We start from the raw sequence: 16,967 nt of genomic DNA on the forward strand, positions 1-16,967 counted from the left end.
TCCAGGAGGACGCATGGAACCGGAGACAGCGGCCATCCCCGCCACCCGCTTCGGCTCGTCAGAGGTGGCCCCGCCGCGGGCCACCCAGGACCGTATCGAAATTCCGGACTTCGAACCCAACCCGGCCCCGTCCGGGGACATCGGTCCGGAACGGTTCCTGGACCGGGAGGTGAGCTGGCTGGACTTCAACGGCAGGGTGCTGGACCTGGCCGAGGACCCGGATCTGTACCTGCTGGAGCGGGTGAATTTCCTGTCCATCTTCGCGTCCAATCTTGACGAGTTCTTCATGGTCCGGGTTGCCGGGCTGAAACGCCGCATCGCAGCCGGTCTCGCCGTGCCCTCTCCTGCCGGCCTCAGCCCGGTGGAACAGTTGGAATCGATCGGCGAAGAAGCCCATGAGCTGGCCAGGCGGCACGCGAGGGTCTTCGAGGAGCAGATCCGCCCGGCGCTGGAAGACGAGTCGATCTACCTCACGTCGTGGAATGAACTGGATGAGTCTTCCAAGACCGAACTGCGGACCCTGTTCATGGAAAAGGTCTTCCCGATCCTCACCCCGCTGGCGGTGGATCCTGCCCATCCGTTCCCTTACATCTCCGGGCTCTCCCTGAACCTTGCCGTCGTCGTCCGGAATCCAATCAGCGGCAAGGAACTGTTCGCACGGCTCAAGGTGCCCGCGCAACTGCCCCGGCTGATATCAGTCGACGGGCCGCGTGCCGGACGTGTGGCCGGCCGCAAGGCCCGGTTCATCCCTCTCGAAGACGTCATCGCCGAGCACCTGGACCAGCTCTTCCCCGGGATGGAGGTGCGTGAGCACCACACCTTCCGGGTCACCCGCAATGAAGACCTGGAAGTGGAAGAAGACGACGCCGAGAATCTGCTGCAGGCGCTGGAAAAGGAGCTGCTGCGGCGCCGGTTCGGCCCCCCGGTGCGACTGGAAGTCGCCCACGACATTAATCCGAGCATCAGGTCGTTGCTGATCCGCGAGCTCGGCGTCGATGAGGACGAAGTATATGAGGCGCCCGCCCCGTTGGACCTGCGCGGGCTGGATGTGATCGGCAAGATTGAACGCACGGATTTGCGCTACCCGCGGCGGGTGGCGCACACCAGCCGGTTCCTGAACGAAAGCGAGACCTCCAACGCAGCAAATGTGTTCGCCGCCATGCGGCGGCGGGACATTCTGCTGCACCACCCCTACGACTCCTTTTCCACATCCGTGCAGGCCTTCCTGGAGCAAGCCGCCGGGGATCCGAAGGTGCAGGCCATCAAGCAGACCTTGTACCGGACATCGGGCGATTCGCCAATTGTGGATGCGCTCGTCGATGCGGCCGAGGCCGGCAAGCAGGTGCTGGCGCTGGTGGAGATCAAGGCCCGTTTCGACGAGCAGGCCAACATCACCTGGGCCCGGAAGCTGGAACAGGCCGGCGTCCACGTGGTCTACGGCATTGTCGGACTGAAAACCCATTGCAAGCTGTCGCTGGTGGTCCGCCAGGAAATGGAGGGGCTGCGCCGCTATTGCCACGTAGGCACCGGCAACTACCACCCCAGCACGGCACGCCACTACGAAGATCTTGGCCTGCTGACAACCAACCAGGAGGTCGGCGAGGATTTGTCCCGGCTGTTCAACCAGCTCTCCGGCTACGCCCCCAGGGCGACGTTCAAGCGGCTGCTGGTCGCCCCGCGGTCGGTCCGCTCCGGGCTGATCGACCGCATCGAGAAGGAAATCTCGAATAAGAAGGCCGGGCTGCCGGCCAGGGTGCAGATCAAGGTCAACAACATGGTCGACGAGGCCATCATCGATGCCCTGTACCGTGCCTCGCAGGCCGGCGTGAGCGTGGACATCGTGGTGCGGGGCATCTGTTCCCTCCGCCCCGGACTTGCCGGCTTGAGCGAGAACATCCGGGTGCGCTCCATCCTGGGCCGGTTCCTTGAGCATTCGCGTATCTTCGCCTTCGCCAATGGCGGCGACCAGGTGGTCTATATCGGCTCGGCGGACATGATGCACCGCAATCTGGACCGCCGGGTGGAGGCCCTGGTGCAGCTCAACTCCGCTGAAGACATTGCATCAATGGTGGACCTGTTGAATCTCTATATGGATGAGAAGACGTCCAGTTGGCACCTTGCTGCGGACGGCTCATGGGACCGGCACCATGTGGACGCCGATGGCAACCCGCTCCGGGATGTGCAGTCCTGGCTGCTGGCCTCCCGCGCCCGGCAACGTTCGGCGGCCCACCCTTGATGCCGGCCACAGCCGGAGAAGCCGCCCCGGAGCATCTCGCAGTACGGGCTGCCGGGGCACTGTGCTGGCGCACCGTCAATGGCTCGCTGGAAGTGCTGATTATCCACCGGCCGCGGTATCAGGACTGGTCGTGGCCCAAGGGAAAGCTCGACGACGGCGAGACCCTCCCCGAGGCCGCCGTGCGGGAGGTCGAAGAGGAGGTCGGGCTCACCGTTAAGCTCGGCCTGCCGCTGCCTTCCATCCATTACAGGGTGAATTCCGGGTTGAAGGAAGTCCAGTACTGGGCTGCCCAGGTCAACGGCGCCGATGCCGTCCCCGACGGCGATGAGGTGGACCGCGCCGAATGGGTCGCGCCTGACAAGGCCCGCGGGATGCTGTCCAACCCGTCGGACATCGGCCCGCTTGATGCCCTGGAGTATTGGCACGACCACGGCGACCTGCCCACATGGCCCATCATCCTGCTGCGCCATGCCAAGGCCAAGCCCCGCTCAACGTGGACCCTGGCCGAAGGAGACCGCACGCTCGTCGCCTCCGGCCACCGCCAGGCCAAAGCCGTAGGGCGATTGCTGAGCGCCTGGCGGCCAAAGCGGGTGCTCACTAGTCCCTGGGTGCGCTGCGTACAGACGGTGAAGCCGTATGCCAAGATGGCCGATCCCAAGGTCAAGCAAATCGATGCGTTGACCGAGGCGGCGCACAAGCGCCAGCCGAAAAAGGCGCGGGCGGTGGCCGAGGGCGTGTTCGACAAGCGCAAGCCAGTGATCATCTGCTCTCACAGGCCGGTGCTCCCCACCCTGCTCACAGTCTTCGCAGAGCGGATGAGCGATGTGGAGGCCGCCAAACTTCCGGTCTCGGACCCCTATCTCACTCCGGGCGAAGTGTTGATCCTGCATGTGAGCGCCCAGGACAACCAGCGCATCGTCGCCGTCGAGCAGATCAAACCCTACGACGACTGAGACGACTGAGACGACTGAGCGGGCGGCTTACGCCGTCCGCCCAGTCGTGCGTCCCAGTGGCATGCGAAGCCGCCTGCCTGGTCTCGTGCTACGGCGTCGCTTTCCGCAGGGTCAGGTACGACCCGCCAGCCAGCACCACGCAGGTCAGGGCCGCCCATCCACTGACGGTCAGCGGAGTTTGTTGGGTGAACCAGAGCCCGACCGACGGCCAGGACTCTGTCCAGGTGGCCAGCGCGACCAACGCCAGCACGACCGCCGCAACGGAGATCCAGAGGATCACCATTCCGGTAACGGTCCACCGCTTGTAGATGGTGGCCGCCCAGAATCCGATCATGAACAACAACACCATGGCCATGAAGTAGACGATGAACGCCTCAAACCATGGGCCATCGGAAATCCACGGGAACGAGAACATGATCCCGTTCACGCCCCACCCGTTGGTGGCCTGTTCGACGGCACCGAGCACAACATACAGTCCCGAGATCACCAGTGCGACGAGGGCAAACAGCCCCACAGTTCCAAAGTAGAAATTCCGTCGGCTCACACTCATCGCCTGTGAAAACGGAAACGTCAGAGTGAGCGACTGAATGCCCAGGACGAGGAAGTACCACATGACGGCCTGGCCGGCACCGGAATACATTTGGGTCTCAACTGAATCCGGAATCAGCGCCCAGATGGCCCAGCTGACGGCGAAGGCACCGGCGATCACGATCGCAGGCACGCCCAGGAAGGTCCATTTATTGATCAGTTGCATGCGTGCAACGTTCACGGCGCGGTTCATTTCGATACCTCCAATGTTTCAGCGGACCGGTCCGTGCCGCCAAAGTCTGATTCGGTGGCTGCCATGGTCGTGCGCACCACCAACTGCTGCAGCGAGACCGGGGCCAGTTCCAGCCCGAGGGCCATCGCCTCATCCCGTTGCGCGTCAGTCAGCACACCGGAGACGGTGACCGAGGCGAAGGAACCCATCCGCTCGGTATGGAGAACCTCGCGCCGGGCAACGAACTGGTCCACCTTTGCCGCTGGACCAACCACGGTGTGGGCCGTGCCCCGGATGTCCTCGGCGTCGTCGTCCATCAGGATCCTGCCCTGATCGATGACGATCACGTGCTCAAGCAGGTTGGCGACCTCGTCGATGAGATGCGACGAGAGGATCACGGTGCGGGGGAACTCCGCGTAGTCTTCGATCAGGTGGTCGTAGAAGAGCTGGCGGGCCACCGCGTCGAGCCCCAGATAGGGTTCGTCGAAAAAGGTGATATCGGCCCTGGATGCCAGTCCGATGATGACTCCCACCGCTGAAAGCTGTCCCCGGGAGAGCTTCTTGATGCGGCGCTTGACCGGCAGCTGAAAATCCTGCACCAGCCGGTCGGCGAACGCCTGGTCCCAATTCGCGAAGAACAAGCTCGCCGACCGGAACGCGTGCTGCGGAGTGAAATCGTCCGGATACTTTTGGGATTCGCGGATAAAGCAGATCCGGGGCAGCACTTTCTCGTTCTCGTACGGTGACTGGCCAAAGACACTGACGTGTCCGGACGTCTTGAAGTTCTGCGCCGTCAGGATCGACATCAGCGTCGTCTTCCCGGCCCCGTTGCGCCCCAGCAGGCCGTAGATTTTATTGGCCGCAATGCTGAAGCTGACATCGTCCAGCGCTTTTTCTGACCTGTACCGCTTGGTGAGATTCCGGACCTCAATCACGGCATTGTTCGAGTCGCTCACGCAGATCCGCTCCTTTCCATTGCCGGATTGTCCGGCAGCTCCGCCAGGCCGCGGGAGACCATGGCTGTCAGTTGTTCGGGCGATATGTCCAGCTTTTGCGCTTCCACAGTCATTGGCTTGACGTACTCCTTAAAGAATTCCTCTTTGCGCTGGCTTGTCAGGGTGGCCCTGGAGCCGGCGGCGACGAACATCCCGACGCCGCGCCGCTTGTACAGGATCCCGTCGTCGACCAAACGGTTGACCCCCTTGGCCGCCGTCGCAGGGTTGATCCGGTAGAAGGCGGCGAACTCCGTAGTCGATGGCACCTGGGACTCCTCCGGGAGGTTTCCATCGATAATGTCGTTCTCGATCAGTTCCGCAATCTGCAGGAAGATCGGCCGGCCCTCTTCAATCACCGCTGCTCCGTCGTGATCGTCATGCATGTTGGTTCATTACTCATGTAGCTAACCATATAACCAATGGACGAAGAATCGCAAGGGCCCGCCCCACGCCCTCCTCAGGTAGGGGTCCCGGTCTATTCCATGGCGGGACGAACGCGGTCCGGTGCGGTTCCTACGCTTCAGGGAAATCCCCGTCAAGGAGCAGCCATGCCAGCGACCATCCCCACGCAGGGACCCGTAAATCGGGCGCCCGCAGCTCAGGCATCCGCCGGGCCACACCAGCATCCAACCGGGAGGGACCCGGTCGTGGACTTGATCCGTGCGGCCTGCCTGTGCGTCGTCGTCGTGATGCATACCATGATGGCCGGCGTTACTGTCGAAGACGACGGGCTCCACGTTTTCAAAGCCCTTCAGGACCAGTCATGGTTCGTCCCGGTCAGCTGGGTGGTGCAGGTGATGCCGCTGTTCTTTTTGGCCGGAGGGGTCGCCTCGGTCACGCAGTGGCAGCGGGCGCGGTCAATAGGTGCGAAGCCGGGCGATTATGTGCGATCCCGGTTGCACCGTCTCGTTTTCCCCGCACTGGTTGCCTTTCTGGCCCTCGGGGCTGGTCAGTGTGCAGCGACATTGGCCGGGGCGCCTGTCGAAACGCTGGCCGAGGTGGGCCGGTTGATGGGCCTGCCCCTGTGGTTCCTGGGCGTCTACCTTGGCACCTCGGTGCTGGTGCCGGTCATGGTCAGGGCGCACGAGGCGGCACCGGCACGCACGATGCTGCTTCTGGTATCGGCGGCCGCGGCCGTCGACCTGGTATCGGCAACGTACCAAGTTCCCGCCCTCGGCTTCGCCAACCTCGCCTTCGTCTGGCTGGCCATGCAACAGGCCGGCTTCTGGTACGCGGATGGCTGGTTCCAGTCACGGACCGCGGCCCAGCTGCGGTTTGGTGCCGCCGCGTCAATCGCCGCGCTGCTGTTCGTCACCGTCACGGGAACCTATTCGGCCGACATGCTCGCCAATCTGAACCCGCCGAATATCACCCTGCTGCTGGTCGGCGCCGCACAAACGTTCCTGCTCGCGGCCGCCGGGCCGAAGCTGCGTGCGGTTTCACGCAACCGGTACGTCAGGACAGCAGTCACTGCGATCGGCGGACGGGCCATGACCATCTACCTCTGGCACATACCCGTTCTGGTCATCATCTCCGCGCTCGGTCTGGCCGCTGGGCTCGCCTGGCCGGAACCGCACAGCGTCCTCTGGTGGTTCACGCGCATATTCTGGATCGCCGCCGTAGCGGCAGCGCTGCTGCCCGTGGCGGGCTGGTTCGGCCGCTACGAATGACTACCCCGGAAGGCGATGGTCACGGCCAGGCCCGAGCCGATGACGACCCTTCGCACCGTCATCGTCACCGTGGCAGCCATTGGCGGAATCACGGTGGTGCTGATCGATGGGTACAGCCTCGGCTCAACTGCCATAGGTGCGACAGCCTTGGCATTGGCGCTGGCGGCGAGCGGTTTCCGCTTCAGGCGCCAGTACTCGTGAGCCCGGATTCGTACGCGAAGACCACAATCTGCGCGCGGTCACGCAACCCCAGCTTGCCCAGGGTGCGGCTGACATGGCTCTTCACGGTTTGTTCGGTGACGAACAGATCGACGGCGATCTCGGCGTTGGACATGCCGCGGGCCACCAGTTGGACCACTTCCCGCTCCCGGTCGGTCAGCTCCCTCACCTGCGGTGATTTCGGCGTCGATCTGGCCGGTTGGCGGATATATTCGGCAATCAGGGTCTTCGTGATGGAAGGGGCCAGCAGGGCATCACCGCGGGAGACAATCCGCACGGCCTCGATCAGATCATCCGCCGGTGCATCCTTGAGCAGGAAACCACTGGCACCGGCCCGCAAGGCCTCAAAGACGTAGTCGTCCAAATCGAACGTGGTCAGCATGATGACACTCGGGCTGTTCCCCGGCATCGCGAAGATCTGCCGGGTGGCATCGAGCCCGTTCACCTGCGGCATCCGGATGTCCATCAGCACAATGTCCGGTTGGTGCATTTTGACAGCGCCGACGGCGTCACGTCCGTCCGGTACGCTGGCAACCACTTTCAGGTCCGGCTGCGCGTCCAGCAGCGCGCTGAAGCCGGCCCGGACCATCTCTTGATCATCAACGATCAGTATTCGGATTTGCTCCTCTGTCACGGCACACTCCTGTTCGACGACGCAGTGAGTCTACAACAGGTCCAGCACTGGCCCGGCGTCCCTCCGCGGTAGGGCATTCGATTGCATCCTGCAGAGGGATGCGCGGGCTGACCGCCGGCTTCTAGGCTTTCACTATCCGCACCATCCACCGCGAAAGACGATCGATGACCTATCAGCCAGCCGGACGGCCAACATGGCGGTCCCTGCCGCGCGACCTTGCCTACGTGGTTTCAGGGTTCTTCATCACGCTGATTGGCTTCATCATGCTGGTACCGCTGACAGTGCTGGGCATCGCCACGGCTGTGATCTGGATCGGAGTCCCGATCCTCGGGTTCGCCTTGCTGCTGGCCGGGGCGCTGGCACGCGAAAACCGGGCCCTGCTGGCCCGGCAGGGGCTGCCTGTGGCCGATCCGGCATATCGCAGGGCCAGGAGCCGACTGAAGCAGATAGTTGGAGCCATTTCTGATCCGCAGCTCTGGAAAGACCTGCTGCATGGAACACTGGTGACGTTCCCGCTGCGGATCACAACGTTCGTCCTGAGCCTCACGTGGCTCGCGGCCGGAGCCGGAGGTGTCACGTTTTTCCTGTGGGCCGGGTTCCTGCCCGACGACGGCGATGGTTTAGGCTCCCTGTTGTTTGGCCTGGCCGGTATTGGCGCTGGCTTGGATCCGTACTTGTTGGATGCTGCGGTCAATTTCGTGATTGGCATCTTGTGCCTGGTAACAGCGCCATGGGTCATTCGCTTGTGCACCATGGTCGATGGCTCTATCGCCCGAGTGTTCCTGACCGGCTCGTGGCTGCCCGACCTCGAGCCCGGCGACGGCGGCGACGACGTCGGTGGTCACGATGACCGCCGCCGGGACGGGATATCGACTTCGCCTTCACCTCGACAGTCCGGTGGCCCACAAGAGATCATCACCCGCCAGGCATGGATGTGGTCGATCACCGGTTTCGCATCGATTGCCCTGCTGGCAGTCGGGATTCCGGTGATGAGCGTGCTCTACGGATTGTTCGTCCCGTTCTCCTTCCTGCTGATCGGCCTGCACTGCATCGCGTTGGCTGCATCGGTCAAATGGCCGCACGCCGCCATCGCACTGTCGGCTGCCGTGCTGGTGGCCCTTGCACTGTCCACCGACACGGCAGAGGGCCTTCCGTACCCCGTGCCAGTCACCGTGCTGATCACCCAGACCTTGCTGTGCCTGCTGATTGCAGCACGGAACGGCTGGGCAACAACGCTGGTGGCGGCTCTGGCCAGTCTGGTGGCGCCCTTTGGCGAACTCCTGCTGACCTCAACCCCCGACGGCGAGTTCTCGTCGGGGGCAGTGGCCAACCTCATCGCCTATGCCTCGATCCTCGCGCTGGCCGTGATCATCGGAATCATCATCCGCCAGTGGCTGCTCGGCCGCCGGGAACTGCTGGTGCAGCGTGAACGAACGGCAGAGGTTGAGGCACGGCAGGCCGTGATGGATGAGCGGCACCGGATCGCCCGGGAGCTGCACGACGTCGTCGCCCACAGCTTGTCTGTCATATCCATCCAGGCCTCCACGGCGCGGTTCCGGCTCGACGGGGTGACGACAGAAGTTGCCGATGAACTCGACGACATTACAGCCTCCGCCCGACGGTCGTTGACGGAAATGCGTGGCCTGCTTGCCGTACTCCGCGACGACGACGGGGAAACGAAGCTCGCTCCCTCCCCGGACCTGGCGCAGATTCCGGAGCTGATCGACACGTACCGGCGCGGCGGGGCCTCCATTGAACTATCGATCGAGCCAGACGTCGAAACCACAGAAGTGCCGGCTTCCACGGCGTTGTCCACCTATCGCATCATCCAGGAAGCCGTAACCAATGCGGTCCGGCACGCGCCAGGATCAGGCGTTCAGGTTCAGCTGATGCTGGAAGAAGCCGATATTTACATGTCAGTCACCAACAGCGCTGGCATTTCCGCTTCTCCTCCGGCATCCGGACACGAGCCAAAGCACGGTCTCATCGGTATGCGCGAGCGGGCACAAGCGGCCGGCGGCAACATCAACTATGGTTTCCTGCCCGACGGCGGCTACCAAGTGAGTGCGCGGCTTCCCCGGAGCCTGGATCCCCATACTCCGGTAGGGGCCCAAAACCACTCTGTGGACGGACGCGACGTCTAAGATGTGATTGGCAGCGTGATGGGCATGGAAGCAATCACGGACGCCATCACCTCGCTCGATCCGATCTGGATGTACCTGGCAACGCTGGTCTGCGTCGCGGTCGACGGCGTCCTGCCGCCCGTACCAGGCGAGACCGTCGTCGTCGCCGTGGCAGCCCTGGCGATGGCCGGTGGTTCGAGCAATCCTTTGCTGTTGATCCTCACCGCAACCGTTGGGGCGGTGATCGGCGACAACCTCGCCTACAGCCTGGGGCAGCGGTTACCGCACGGCGGATTCCAATGGATGCACACGCTGCGGATCACGGCGGCGCTGGAGTGGGCCGGCAGCCGTCTGCGCCATCGACCGGCCTCCTTCCTGCTCGCCGCGCGCTTCATCCCGGTCGCCCGGGTCGCCGTTAACCTCGCCGCCGGAGCAACGGGCGTGCCGCGCGGCAAGTTCGTGTGCCTGGACCTCGTTGCCTGCATAGCATGGGCGACCTACACCGTGCTCATCGGAACCATCGCCGGTTCCTGGCTCAGCGGCAATCCGCTGCTGGCCGCCCTGGCTGCCGTCCTCGCAGCTCTGATCCTGGGGTGGTTGATCGATGTGATTTTCAATCGGGCCTCCCGGCGCCAGCGACAGAGCGCCTCCACGAAACACCGGTCCCCGGCTATCCATCCTCCTTCGGAGCCAGTCCGCCACACCACATTTTCGGGTGTCGGGCGGTGATCGGGACGCGCGCCCCATAGGATGGAAACCGTGAGCATCGAAACCCCTTACGAAGACCTCCTGGCCGACGTGCTGAACAACGGCACCCCCAAATCCGACCGCACCGGGACCGGCACGCGCAGCGTGTTTGGCCGCCAGCTGCGGTTCGATCTGGACGGCAGCTTCCCGCTCATCACCACCAAACGGGTGCACTTCAAGTCGCTGGCCCTGGAACTGCTCTGGTTCCTGCGCGGCGATTCCAATGCGAAGTGGCTGCAGGAGCGCGGGGTGAAAATCTGGAATGAATGGGCCGGCGACGACGGCGATCTCGGCCCGGTCTACGGCGTGCAGTGGCGGTCCTGGCCGACACCGGACGGACGGCACATCGACCAAATTGCCGACGTCGTCGAAAACCTGAAGACCAATCCGGATTCCCGCCGCCACCTCGTCTCCGCCTGGAATGTCGGCGAGCTGGAGAACATGGCCCTGCCGCCCTGCCATGCGATGTTCCAGTTCTACGTGGCCGACGGCAAGCTCTCCTGCCAGCTCTACCAGCGCAGCGCCGACATGTTCCTCGGTGTTCCCTTCAATATCGCCAGCTACGCACTGCTGACCATGATGGTCGCTCAGCAGACCGGGCTGGAGCCGGGCGAATTCATCTGGACCGGCGGCGACTGCCACATCTACGACTTCCACGTCGACGCGGTCACGGAGCAGCTTACCCGCGACCCATACCCCTACCCGCAACTGCAGCTGGCACGGAAGCCGGACTCGATTTTCGACTACGAGTACGAGGACTTCGAAGTGGTCGATTACCAGCACCACCCCACTATCAAGGCCCCGGTGGCCGTATGAGTCCTGAAGCGACTCCCGCCGGCGGCAGAGTGGTCGGGATGATCTGGGCCCAGACTCCCGACGGGATTATCGGCCGTGACGGAACCATGCCGTGGGACGTGCCTGAAGATATGGCCCATTTCAAGGCGACGACGGCGGGTCATCCGGTCATCATGGGACGCCGGACCTGGGAATCATTTCCACCGCAGTTCCGGCCACTACCCGGCAGGACCAACATCGTCATCTCCCGGCAGGCTGATCAGCAGCGGCAACTGACCGACGCTGGTGCCACCGCCGTCGACAGCGTCGGCGCCGCGCTGGCCGCGGCAGCCGGAAGCCCGGGCAGCGAAGAGATCTGGATACTCGGAGGCGGCCAGGTCTATGAAGCGGCCATCGCCAACACGAGCCGGGCTGCGGTGACCATCATCGACGTCGACGAAGACGGTGACACCCGCGCTCCTGTCCTCGATGATTCCTGGACGCTCAGCTCCACGGACCCTGCCGAAGGCTGGCACCAGTCGCGCAAGGGCGCCCGCTACCGCATCGAAGTCTGGAACCGCTGAAGTTATCCACATCCTGGCGTTCGAGCGCTCCTCCCAGTGCCGTCACCCCCGTTTGTCATCAGGAAGTGATAGATGTACCGATAAATATTGGATGGTGGTGATGGGCCGTTCTGTCGGTAATGGAGCATAAGTGCTGATTCTCTTGGTTTGTGTCGAATTGGCAATCGCGATAATCTGCGTCGCGGTTCCGATTCGACGCGCCTTGACAGCTCTCTCACTGGTTTTCAGTATCGTTATCATCGGATTATTAGGAGTGCATGCTCTGCCCGGTGCAGCTGAAGAGCAATCGCTGATAACAAGTACGCTGACTCTAACTTTGGTGGCAGGGCTCGGCTCGCGATGGAGAATCAAACGCCAGCGAAGCATACGGCAACGAGATTGCAAGTATGCGGACAGATATCACGACGATCCTGCGTAGACCCGTAGCCGAGAGCTTCTAAGGACGGTGCCGTACAGGGCGGTAGCTCTTGGCTTATGGAATGGAACCTTTCCTATGAGCACATTTGAGAGGCCTTGGATATTGGCCGGAAACTTACACTGCAGAGGTTGACCAACTAGAGTTGGTCAACATGGGACAACATAACGTGCAGGACGCCAAGACACGTTTCTCGGAACTGCTCCAACTCGTGGAACGCGGGGATGAGGTCGTTATTGCCCGCGCCGGCCATCCTGTTGCAAAGCTGGTGAAGGTCGAACGTCCCGCCAAGCGCCCGCTCGGTTTCCTGGGGCCCCTCGACGTCGCGGATGAGGCGTTCGAACCAATGTCCCGAGAGGAGTTGTCGGCATGGGAAACGCCAATTATCTAATCGACTCCCAAGTCTTGCTCTTCGCCATGCCCGGCGCATTGCACCGTGGACCATCAGCATCACCAGCGAACATGCGCTCACCGCGGCGGAACTGGACTGGGACCACGGCGATCCGTTCGACCGGCTAATCGCCGCGCAAGCCCTGATTGAAGGGGCCACGTTGATTACCGCTGACACAACAATGCAACAGTTCGAGCCATTGAACACCCTTTGGTGACATTTCACGGCATGTAGAGTGGTTTACAGGAAGTGGGTGAGATCACGTGGATTTTGGTAATGCGACCATATTCGGACGGGCGAACACAGAAGCAGGGGCGAAAGCCTACATTTCCGAACTGGCCTCTGAAACCGAACGCGAACGGGAGAGCCGGGAGCGGTCCCAAGCCATCCGGCGCAGGCTGCTCAAGTCGGCCAAGAGCGGGGTCCGTAAACTGCTCCGACGCTGAACGACAGAGCCAACGGCGTGGAGCCGAACGAACCCCATAGTCAGCATGTTGGGCGTTCGTAGGTAGAGGAGAAGATCAGATGGCAGGAAACGCACCTTTCGGGCGGTCGACCACGGAAAGCGGAGCGAAGGCCTACATTTCCGAACTGGCCATGGAATCGGAGCGCGAGCGGGAAAACCGGGAGCGGTCCCTGGCTATTCGTCGCCGGCTGCTGAAATCGATTAAGAAGGGGATCCGCAAACTGCTCCGACGCTGAGCTCCTGCGGCCTTTCTGCTGCCCGTCGGAATCATTGATCAGCGTCATGCGGCGGGGCCAACGTCATATCAATTAGCCATCGACCCCCGCGTCCCGGGACAATAGGACCATGACTTCTATTGGCTTAGACTCGTCCACCCCGTCCGTTGGCCTGATCGGCTGGCGCGGTATGGTCGGCTCCGTCCTGATGCAGCGCATGCAGGATGAGGGCGACTTCGCGCACATAAATCCTGTCTTCTTCTCCACCTCCAACGCCGGTGGCAATGCCCCGGACTTTGCCGCCGGTGCCGGCAAACTTCAGGACGCCTACGACGTCGAGTCGCTGGCCAAGTTGCCAATTATCGTCACCGCCCAGGGTGGCGGCTACACCTCCGAGGTATACCCCAAGCTGCGCGATGCGGGCTGGGACGGGATTTGGATCGACGCAGCCTCCACGCTGCGCATGGACGACGAATCCATCATCATGCTTGATCCGGTCAACCGCGACGTCGTCGACGCGGGGCTGTCCCGGGGCGTGAAAAACTTCATCGGCGGCAATTGCACTGTGTCCTGCATGCTGATGGGGCTCGGTGGCCTATTCCGGAACGGCTTGGTCGAGTGGAGCACCGCCATGACCTACCAGGCGGCATCCGGTGGCGGCGCCAAGCACATGCGTGAGCTGCTCACCCAGTTCGGCTCCATTCATGGTGCGGTTTCACATGAACTGCAGGACCCCGCCTCAGCCATCCTGGACATCGACCGCGGCGTCTCGGCCCAGCAGCGGAACCCGGACATGGACGCCTCGCAATTCGGTGTTCCGCTGGCCGGGTCCGTCATCCCGTGGATTGACGCCGATCTGGGCAATGGCCAGTCCAAGGAAGAGTGGAAAGGCGGAGCCGAGACCAACAAGATCCTGGGACTCAACGCGACCGACGGGACGAAGATTCCGTTCGACGGTCTCTGCGTGCGGATCGGAGCCATGCGTTCACACTCGCAGGCGCTGACCCTCAAACTCACCGAAGACATCCCGCTGTCCGAGATCGAGCAGATCATCGCCCGGGACAATGAATGGGCCAAGGTGGTGCCCAACACCAAGGAAGCCACCATGGAACAGCTGACTCCCGTGGCCGTCACGGGCACCATGGATGTTCCGGTCGGCCGACTGCGGAAGATGGAAATGGGGCCGCAGTACCTCAGCGCCTTCACCATCGGCGACCAGCTGCTGTGGGGCGCAGCGGAGCCACTGCGCCGCATGCTGCGCATTGCCACCGGGAACTTGTAAGCAGCCGCAGAAACAGACGGGCCGAAGCGCCCCGACAGGTCCGTCTGCCGGGGCGCTTCTCATTTTGTCGGTGCAGGGTGGCACGCTGAGGCCATGATGATTCCAAACGTGGACGAGATACTCGCCGGATTCCTGAAGGCCAGCTGCAACGGCAGACAGCTGGCCACGTCACGCCGCTATCAGCACGTCGACGCGCAACTGCGAAAATATCTGGAAGCGGCCGGCCACCGGTTCCTCAATGATGACAAGGTCGAACTGCTCGGCCTGGAGCAGGCGTATCAGCTCGATGGGGCATGTTCGAGGATTATGGATGCCGAGGATCTGCTGTATTCGCTGCCCGATTTCCTGCGGGATCCGTGGCTGATGACAAACAACTGGCACAGGCGTTCCCAAATCGCCCAGACATCCCGGCTGGCCCAATGGTTGTGCAGCCAACGGTTGGTGGACAGCGCCTTGGCCGGCTGCGCCATGATTGAGACCCGGCTGGCGGTCGATTATGCCCGCCGCGGCCCGGATCCGCGGCCATCGTAGGGAAGCAGGGGCTGTCCCTGGACTCACCGGTCGAGACTGCAGCCAATCAGCAACGGCTCGGGAGCCAACCGGATTCCGAACTTCGCCTCCGTCCCGTCGCGGACGGCGCGTGCGAGCTCGAGCAGGTCGCGGGCCTTCGCATTGCCACGGTTCGTGACAGCCAAGGTGTGCTTGGTGGACAAGGAGGCACGACCGTTGCCGAGCCCGTATCCCTTGGGAAAGCCTGCCTGGTCAATGAGCCAGGCCGCGCTGAGTTTGGTGCCTGAGTCCTTGGCCGGAAAGCGTGGCGCTTCCGCGGGGAGGCGGTCGGCCGTGCTTTGGTCGACGACCGGGTTGGTGAAGAAGGACCCGGTGCTGAAGGTGTCATGGTCGTCCGGATCCAACACCATGCCCTTCGATGCCCGCAGTTCGAGCACCGCTTTGCGGGTCTGCAACGCCTTGGCCCGCTCCCCTGGTTCGACCTCCAGCCGCCGCGCCAGCTCAGCGTACTGGATGGGTAAGCTCATCCGGCTCAGCCCCAACTGGAACTGCACCGTGAGGACCACGTAGCGGGGAGAACCGTCAACGGTGGTGCGCTTGAGCATCGAATCACGGTACGCGAATTGCAGGTCGGCATTGGCAAACGTCCGGACGGCATTACGCTCCCTGTCCCAGGTGCGGATGCTGGCCAGAGTCTGCGACACCTCAGCCCCGTAGGCTCCAACGTTCTGCACCGGAGTGGCGCCCGTCAGCCCGGGAATGCCGGAGAGGGATTCGAGACCGGACCAGGCATGCAGTATTGCCGTGCGGACAAAGTCGTCCCAGTTGTGCCCGGCCTGGACCTCGACCATGGCCCCGGCCATGGTGTCCTGGGACCTGACGCGGTAACCTTCGGACGCAATATGCACAACGGTGCCGTCGAAACCGTCGTCGGAGACCAGCAGGTTGGATCCGCCACCGACAATCAGTAGCGGTTCACCAGCTTCATCGGCCGCCTGGACCGTGTCAATGATTTCGGCTTCGGTCCCGGCCTTGATATATCGGGCGGCAGGTCCGCCGACCGCCGTCGTCGTCAAGTCCGCCAGCGAGACGGGCGCGGCCGTCACAGCCGCACGACTGCCTGCGCCTTGACCAGCACCTTCTGCCCGCCCGAGGTGACAGTGAGATCCACCCGTGCCGTCGAGTTGTCGTGGTCGACCGCCCCGATGATTCCAGTGACCTCTATCTCGGCGCCCGGACCTTCATCGGTGTCTTCAACCGGAACCGGCTTGGTGAAACGGGTCTGATAGTCGACGACGGCGGCAGGGTCGCCTGCCCAATCCACCACCAGTTGGACGGCCGCGCCCATGGTGAACATGCCATGGGCAATCACGCCCGGCAGTTCCACCGATTCCGCGAACCGTTCGTTCCAGTGGATGGGATTGAAATCGCCGGAGGCGCCTGCGTATTTGACCAGGTCGGCGCGGGTCACCTCGATGGTCACCTCGCCAATTTGCCGGCCGACCTCGAGCTCTTCGAGTGAAACGCTCACTATTCCTCCCCCCGCACGATGATGGATGACTTGGTTGTGGCTACTTCTTCGCCGTCGGTAGTGGAGATTTCCGCCCGCGTGGTGATCATGGCGCCGGCGCCCATGCCGCGGACCGAATCCACATGCAGTTCCGCAATGAGTTCATCGCCGGCGACAATGGGCCGATGGTGCGTGAAGCGCTGGTCAGCGTGCACCACCCGGGTGAAATCGATTCCCGCATCCTCATCGGCGATCAGCCGGGCATCCGCACGCTGGGCCACGATGATCGCGAAGGTCGGCGGGGCCACCACCTCCCGGTAGCCGAGTTCGCCGGCAGCTTCGAGGTCGTAATGGGCGGCGTTGGATGCCTTCACGGCGCGGGCAAACTCCCGCACCTTCTCCCGGCCCACCAGGTATGGTTCTGCCGCCGGATAACTGCGCCCGGCCAGGTCAGGATTGATCGCCATCGGACTCCTCATTGAT

Annotated in this window: 21 protein-coding genes; 14 read left to right on the forward strand and 7 right to left on the reverse strand. The window is 63.0% G+C overall.

The annotated features are described in order from the left end of the window. Positions 1-13 precede the first annotated feature (13 nt). Both H535_RS0117095 and H535_RS0117100 read left to right on the forward strand, forming a co-directional pair. Complete coding sequence (locus tag H535_RS0117095; RefSeq protein WP_026820506.1) at positions 14-2,236, forward strand: RNA degradosome polyphosphate kinase; 2,223 nt, start codon at positions 14-16, stop codon at positions 2,234-2,236. Then, complete coding sequence (locus H535_RS0117100) at positions 2,236-3,189, forward strand: NUDIX hydrolase (protein WP_035770048.1); 954 nt, start codon at positions 2,236-2,238, stop codon at positions 3,187-3,189. Before H535_RS0117095 ends, H535_RS0117100 begins: the two co-directional genes overlap by 1 nt. Before the next feature lie 88 nt (positions 3,190-3,277). On the opposite strand, the gene H535_RS0117105 is transcribed toward H535_RS0117100, so the two are convergent. The 3 genes from H535_RS0117105 to H535_RS0117115 are packed head-to-tail and all read right to left on the reverse strand — an operon-like array spanning position 3,278 to position 5,327. After that, positions 3,278-3,958, reverse strand: coding sequence for a hypothetical protein (locus H535_RS0117105; protein WP_342667739.1), 681 nt, complete (start codon positions 3,956-3,958; stop codon positions 3,278-3,280). An 8-nt stretch (positions 3,959-3,966) separates the two neighbouring features. After that, complete coding sequence (locus H535_RS0117110; protein WP_035770049.1) at positions 3,967-4,905, reverse strand: ABC transporter ATP-binding protein; 939 nt, start codon at positions 4,903-4,905, stop codon at positions 3,967-3,969. Beyond that, complete coding sequence (locus H535_RS0117115) at positions 4,902-5,327, reverse strand: GntR family transcriptional regulator (RefSeq protein WP_051299463.1); 426 nt, start codon at positions 5,325-5,327, stop codon at positions 4,902-4,904. Before H535_RS0117115 ends, H535_RS0117110 begins: the two co-directional genes overlap by 4 nt. A 165-nt stretch (positions 5,328-5,492) precedes the next feature. On the opposite strand from H535_RS0117115, the gene H535_RS26265 reads away from it, so the two are divergent. Continuing rightward, positions 5,493-6,614, forward strand: coding sequence for an acyltransferase family protein (locus H535_RS26265; RefSeq protein WP_162144902.1), 1,122 nt, complete (start codon positions 5,493-5,495; stop codon positions 6,612-6,614). 39 nt (positions 6,615-6,653) lie between these two features. Further along, positions 6,654-6,815, forward strand: coding sequence for a hypothetical protein (locus tag H535_RS0117125; RefSeq protein WP_155838750.1), 162 nt, complete (start codon positions 6,654-6,656; stop codon positions 6,813-6,815). Here H535_RS0117125 and H535_RS0117130 read toward each other — a convergent pair. After that, positions 6,796-7,467 (reverse strand): response regulator, encoded by a 672-nt coding sequence (locus H535_RS0117130; RefSeq protein WP_026820512.1) that lies wholly within the window; start codon positions 7,465-7,467, stop codon positions 6,796-6,798. The two genes, H535_RS0117125 and H535_RS0117130, sit on opposite strands and share 20 nt — an antisense overlap. A gap of 164 nt (positions 7,468-7,631) precedes the next feature. Here H535_RS0117130 and H535_RS27960 point away from each other — a divergent pair, with 164 nt between their 5' ends. From H535_RS27960 to H535_RS0117175, 10 genes are all read left to right on the forward strand, one after another. Continuing rightward, on the forward strand, positions 7,632-9,611 hold the full coding sequence (locus H535_RS27960) for a sensor histidine kinase (RefSeq protein ID WP_051299465.1): 1,980 nt from the start codon (positions 7,632-7,634) through the stop codon (positions 9,609-9,611). Between the two features lie 24 nt (positions 9,612-9,635). Then, a complete protein-coding gene (locus H535_RS26275; RefSeq protein WP_162144903.1) occupies positions 9,636-10,319 on the forward strand; it encodes a DedA family protein in 684 nt (227 codons plus the stop codon). 30 nt (positions 10,320-10,349) lie between these two features. Then, positions 10,350-11,153, forward strand: coding sequence for a thymidylate synthase (locus tag H535_RS0117145; protein WP_026820513.1), 804 nt, complete (start codon positions 10,350-10,352; stop codon positions 11,151-11,153). Beyond that, a complete protein-coding gene (locus H535_RS0117150; RefSeq protein WP_026820514.1) occupies positions 11,150-11,695 on the forward strand; it encodes a dihydrofolate reductase in 546 nt (181 codons plus the stop codon). Before H535_RS0117145 ends, H535_RS0117150 begins: the two co-directional genes overlap by 4 nt. A 569-nt stretch (positions 11,696-12,264) precedes the next feature. Beyond that, the gene (locus tag H535_RS0117155) at positions 12,265-12,501 is read left to right on the forward strand and encodes a type II toxin-antitoxin system Phd/YefM family antitoxin (protein WP_026820515.1); all 237 of its coding nucleotides are present in this window, start codon (positions 12,265-12,267) and stop codon (positions 12,499-12,501) included. Next, positions 12,440-12,718: a type II toxin-antitoxin system VapC family toxin gene (locus H535_RS28590; RefSeq protein WP_081416769.1), complete on the forward strand. Its 279-nt coding sequence runs from the start codon at positions 12,440-12,442 to the stop codon at positions 12,716-12,718. Before H535_RS0117155 ends, H535_RS28590 begins: the two co-directional genes overlap by 62 nt. A gap of 46 nt (positions 12,719-12,764) precedes the next feature. Then, positions 12,765-12,947: a hypothetical protein gene (locus tag H535_RS0117160; RefSeq protein WP_026820516.1), complete on the forward strand. Its 183-nt coding sequence runs from the start codon at positions 12,765-12,767 to the stop codon at positions 12,945-12,947. A 79-nt stretch (positions 12,948-13,026) separates the two neighbouring features. Continuing rightward, positions 13,027-13,203 (forward strand): hypothetical protein, encoded by a 177-nt coding sequence (locus H535_RS29120; RefSeq protein WP_155838752.1) that lies wholly within the window; start codon positions 13,027-13,029, stop codon positions 13,201-13,203. A 109-nt stretch (positions 13,204-13,312) separates the two neighbouring features. Further along, positions 13,313-14,464 carry an aspartate-semialdehyde dehydrogenase gene (gene asd / locus H535_RS0117170; RefSeq protein WP_035770050.1) on the forward strand — a complete coding sequence of 384 codons (1,152 nt, stop codon included), beginning with the start codon at positions 13,313-13,315 and terminating at the stop codon, positions 14,462-14,464. Between the two features lie 93 nt (positions 14,465-14,557). Beyond that, complete coding sequence (locus tag H535_RS0117175) at positions 14,558-14,995, forward strand: hypothetical protein (RefSeq protein ID WP_026820518.1); 438 nt, start codon at positions 14,558-14,560, stop codon at positions 14,993-14,995. Between the two features lie 23 nt (positions 14,996-15,018). Here the strand turns inward: H535_RS0117175 and H535_RS0117180 are convergent, their stop codons facing one another. Genes H535_RS0117180 through H535_RS0117190 form a run of 3 tightly spaced genes read right to left on the reverse strand, consistent with a single transcriptional unit; the run spans position 15,019 to position 16,951 of the window. Beyond that, positions 15,019-16,080 (reverse strand): UDP-N-acetylmuramate dehydrogenase, encoded by a 1,062-nt coding sequence (locus tag H535_RS0117180; protein ID WP_026820519.1) that lies wholly within the window; start codon positions 16,078-16,080, stop codon positions 15,019-15,021. Beyond that, positions 16,077-16,505 carry a MaoC family dehydratase gene (locus tag H535_RS0117185; protein ID WP_026820520.1) on the reverse strand — a complete coding sequence of 143 codons (429 nt, stop codon included), beginning with the start codon at positions 16,503-16,505 and terminating at the stop codon, positions 16,077-16,079. Before H535_RS0117185 ends, H535_RS0117180 begins: the two co-directional genes overlap by 4 nt. Further along, positions 16,505-16,951, reverse strand: a complete 447-nt coding sequence (locus H535_RS0117190) for an FAS1-like dehydratase domain-containing protein (RefSeq protein WP_026820521.1) — start codon at positions 16,949-16,951, stop codon at positions 16,505-16,507. Before H535_RS0117190 ends, H535_RS0117185 begins: the two co-directional genes overlap by 1 nt. Between the last annotated feature and the right edge of the window lie 16 nt (positions 16,952-16,967).

Source organism: Arthrobacter castelli DSM 16402 (assembly GCF_000430705.1).
Taxonomy (GTDB): Bacteria; Actinomycetota; Actinomycetes; order Actinomycetales; family Micrococcaceae; genus Arthrobacter_C; species Arthrobacter_C castelli.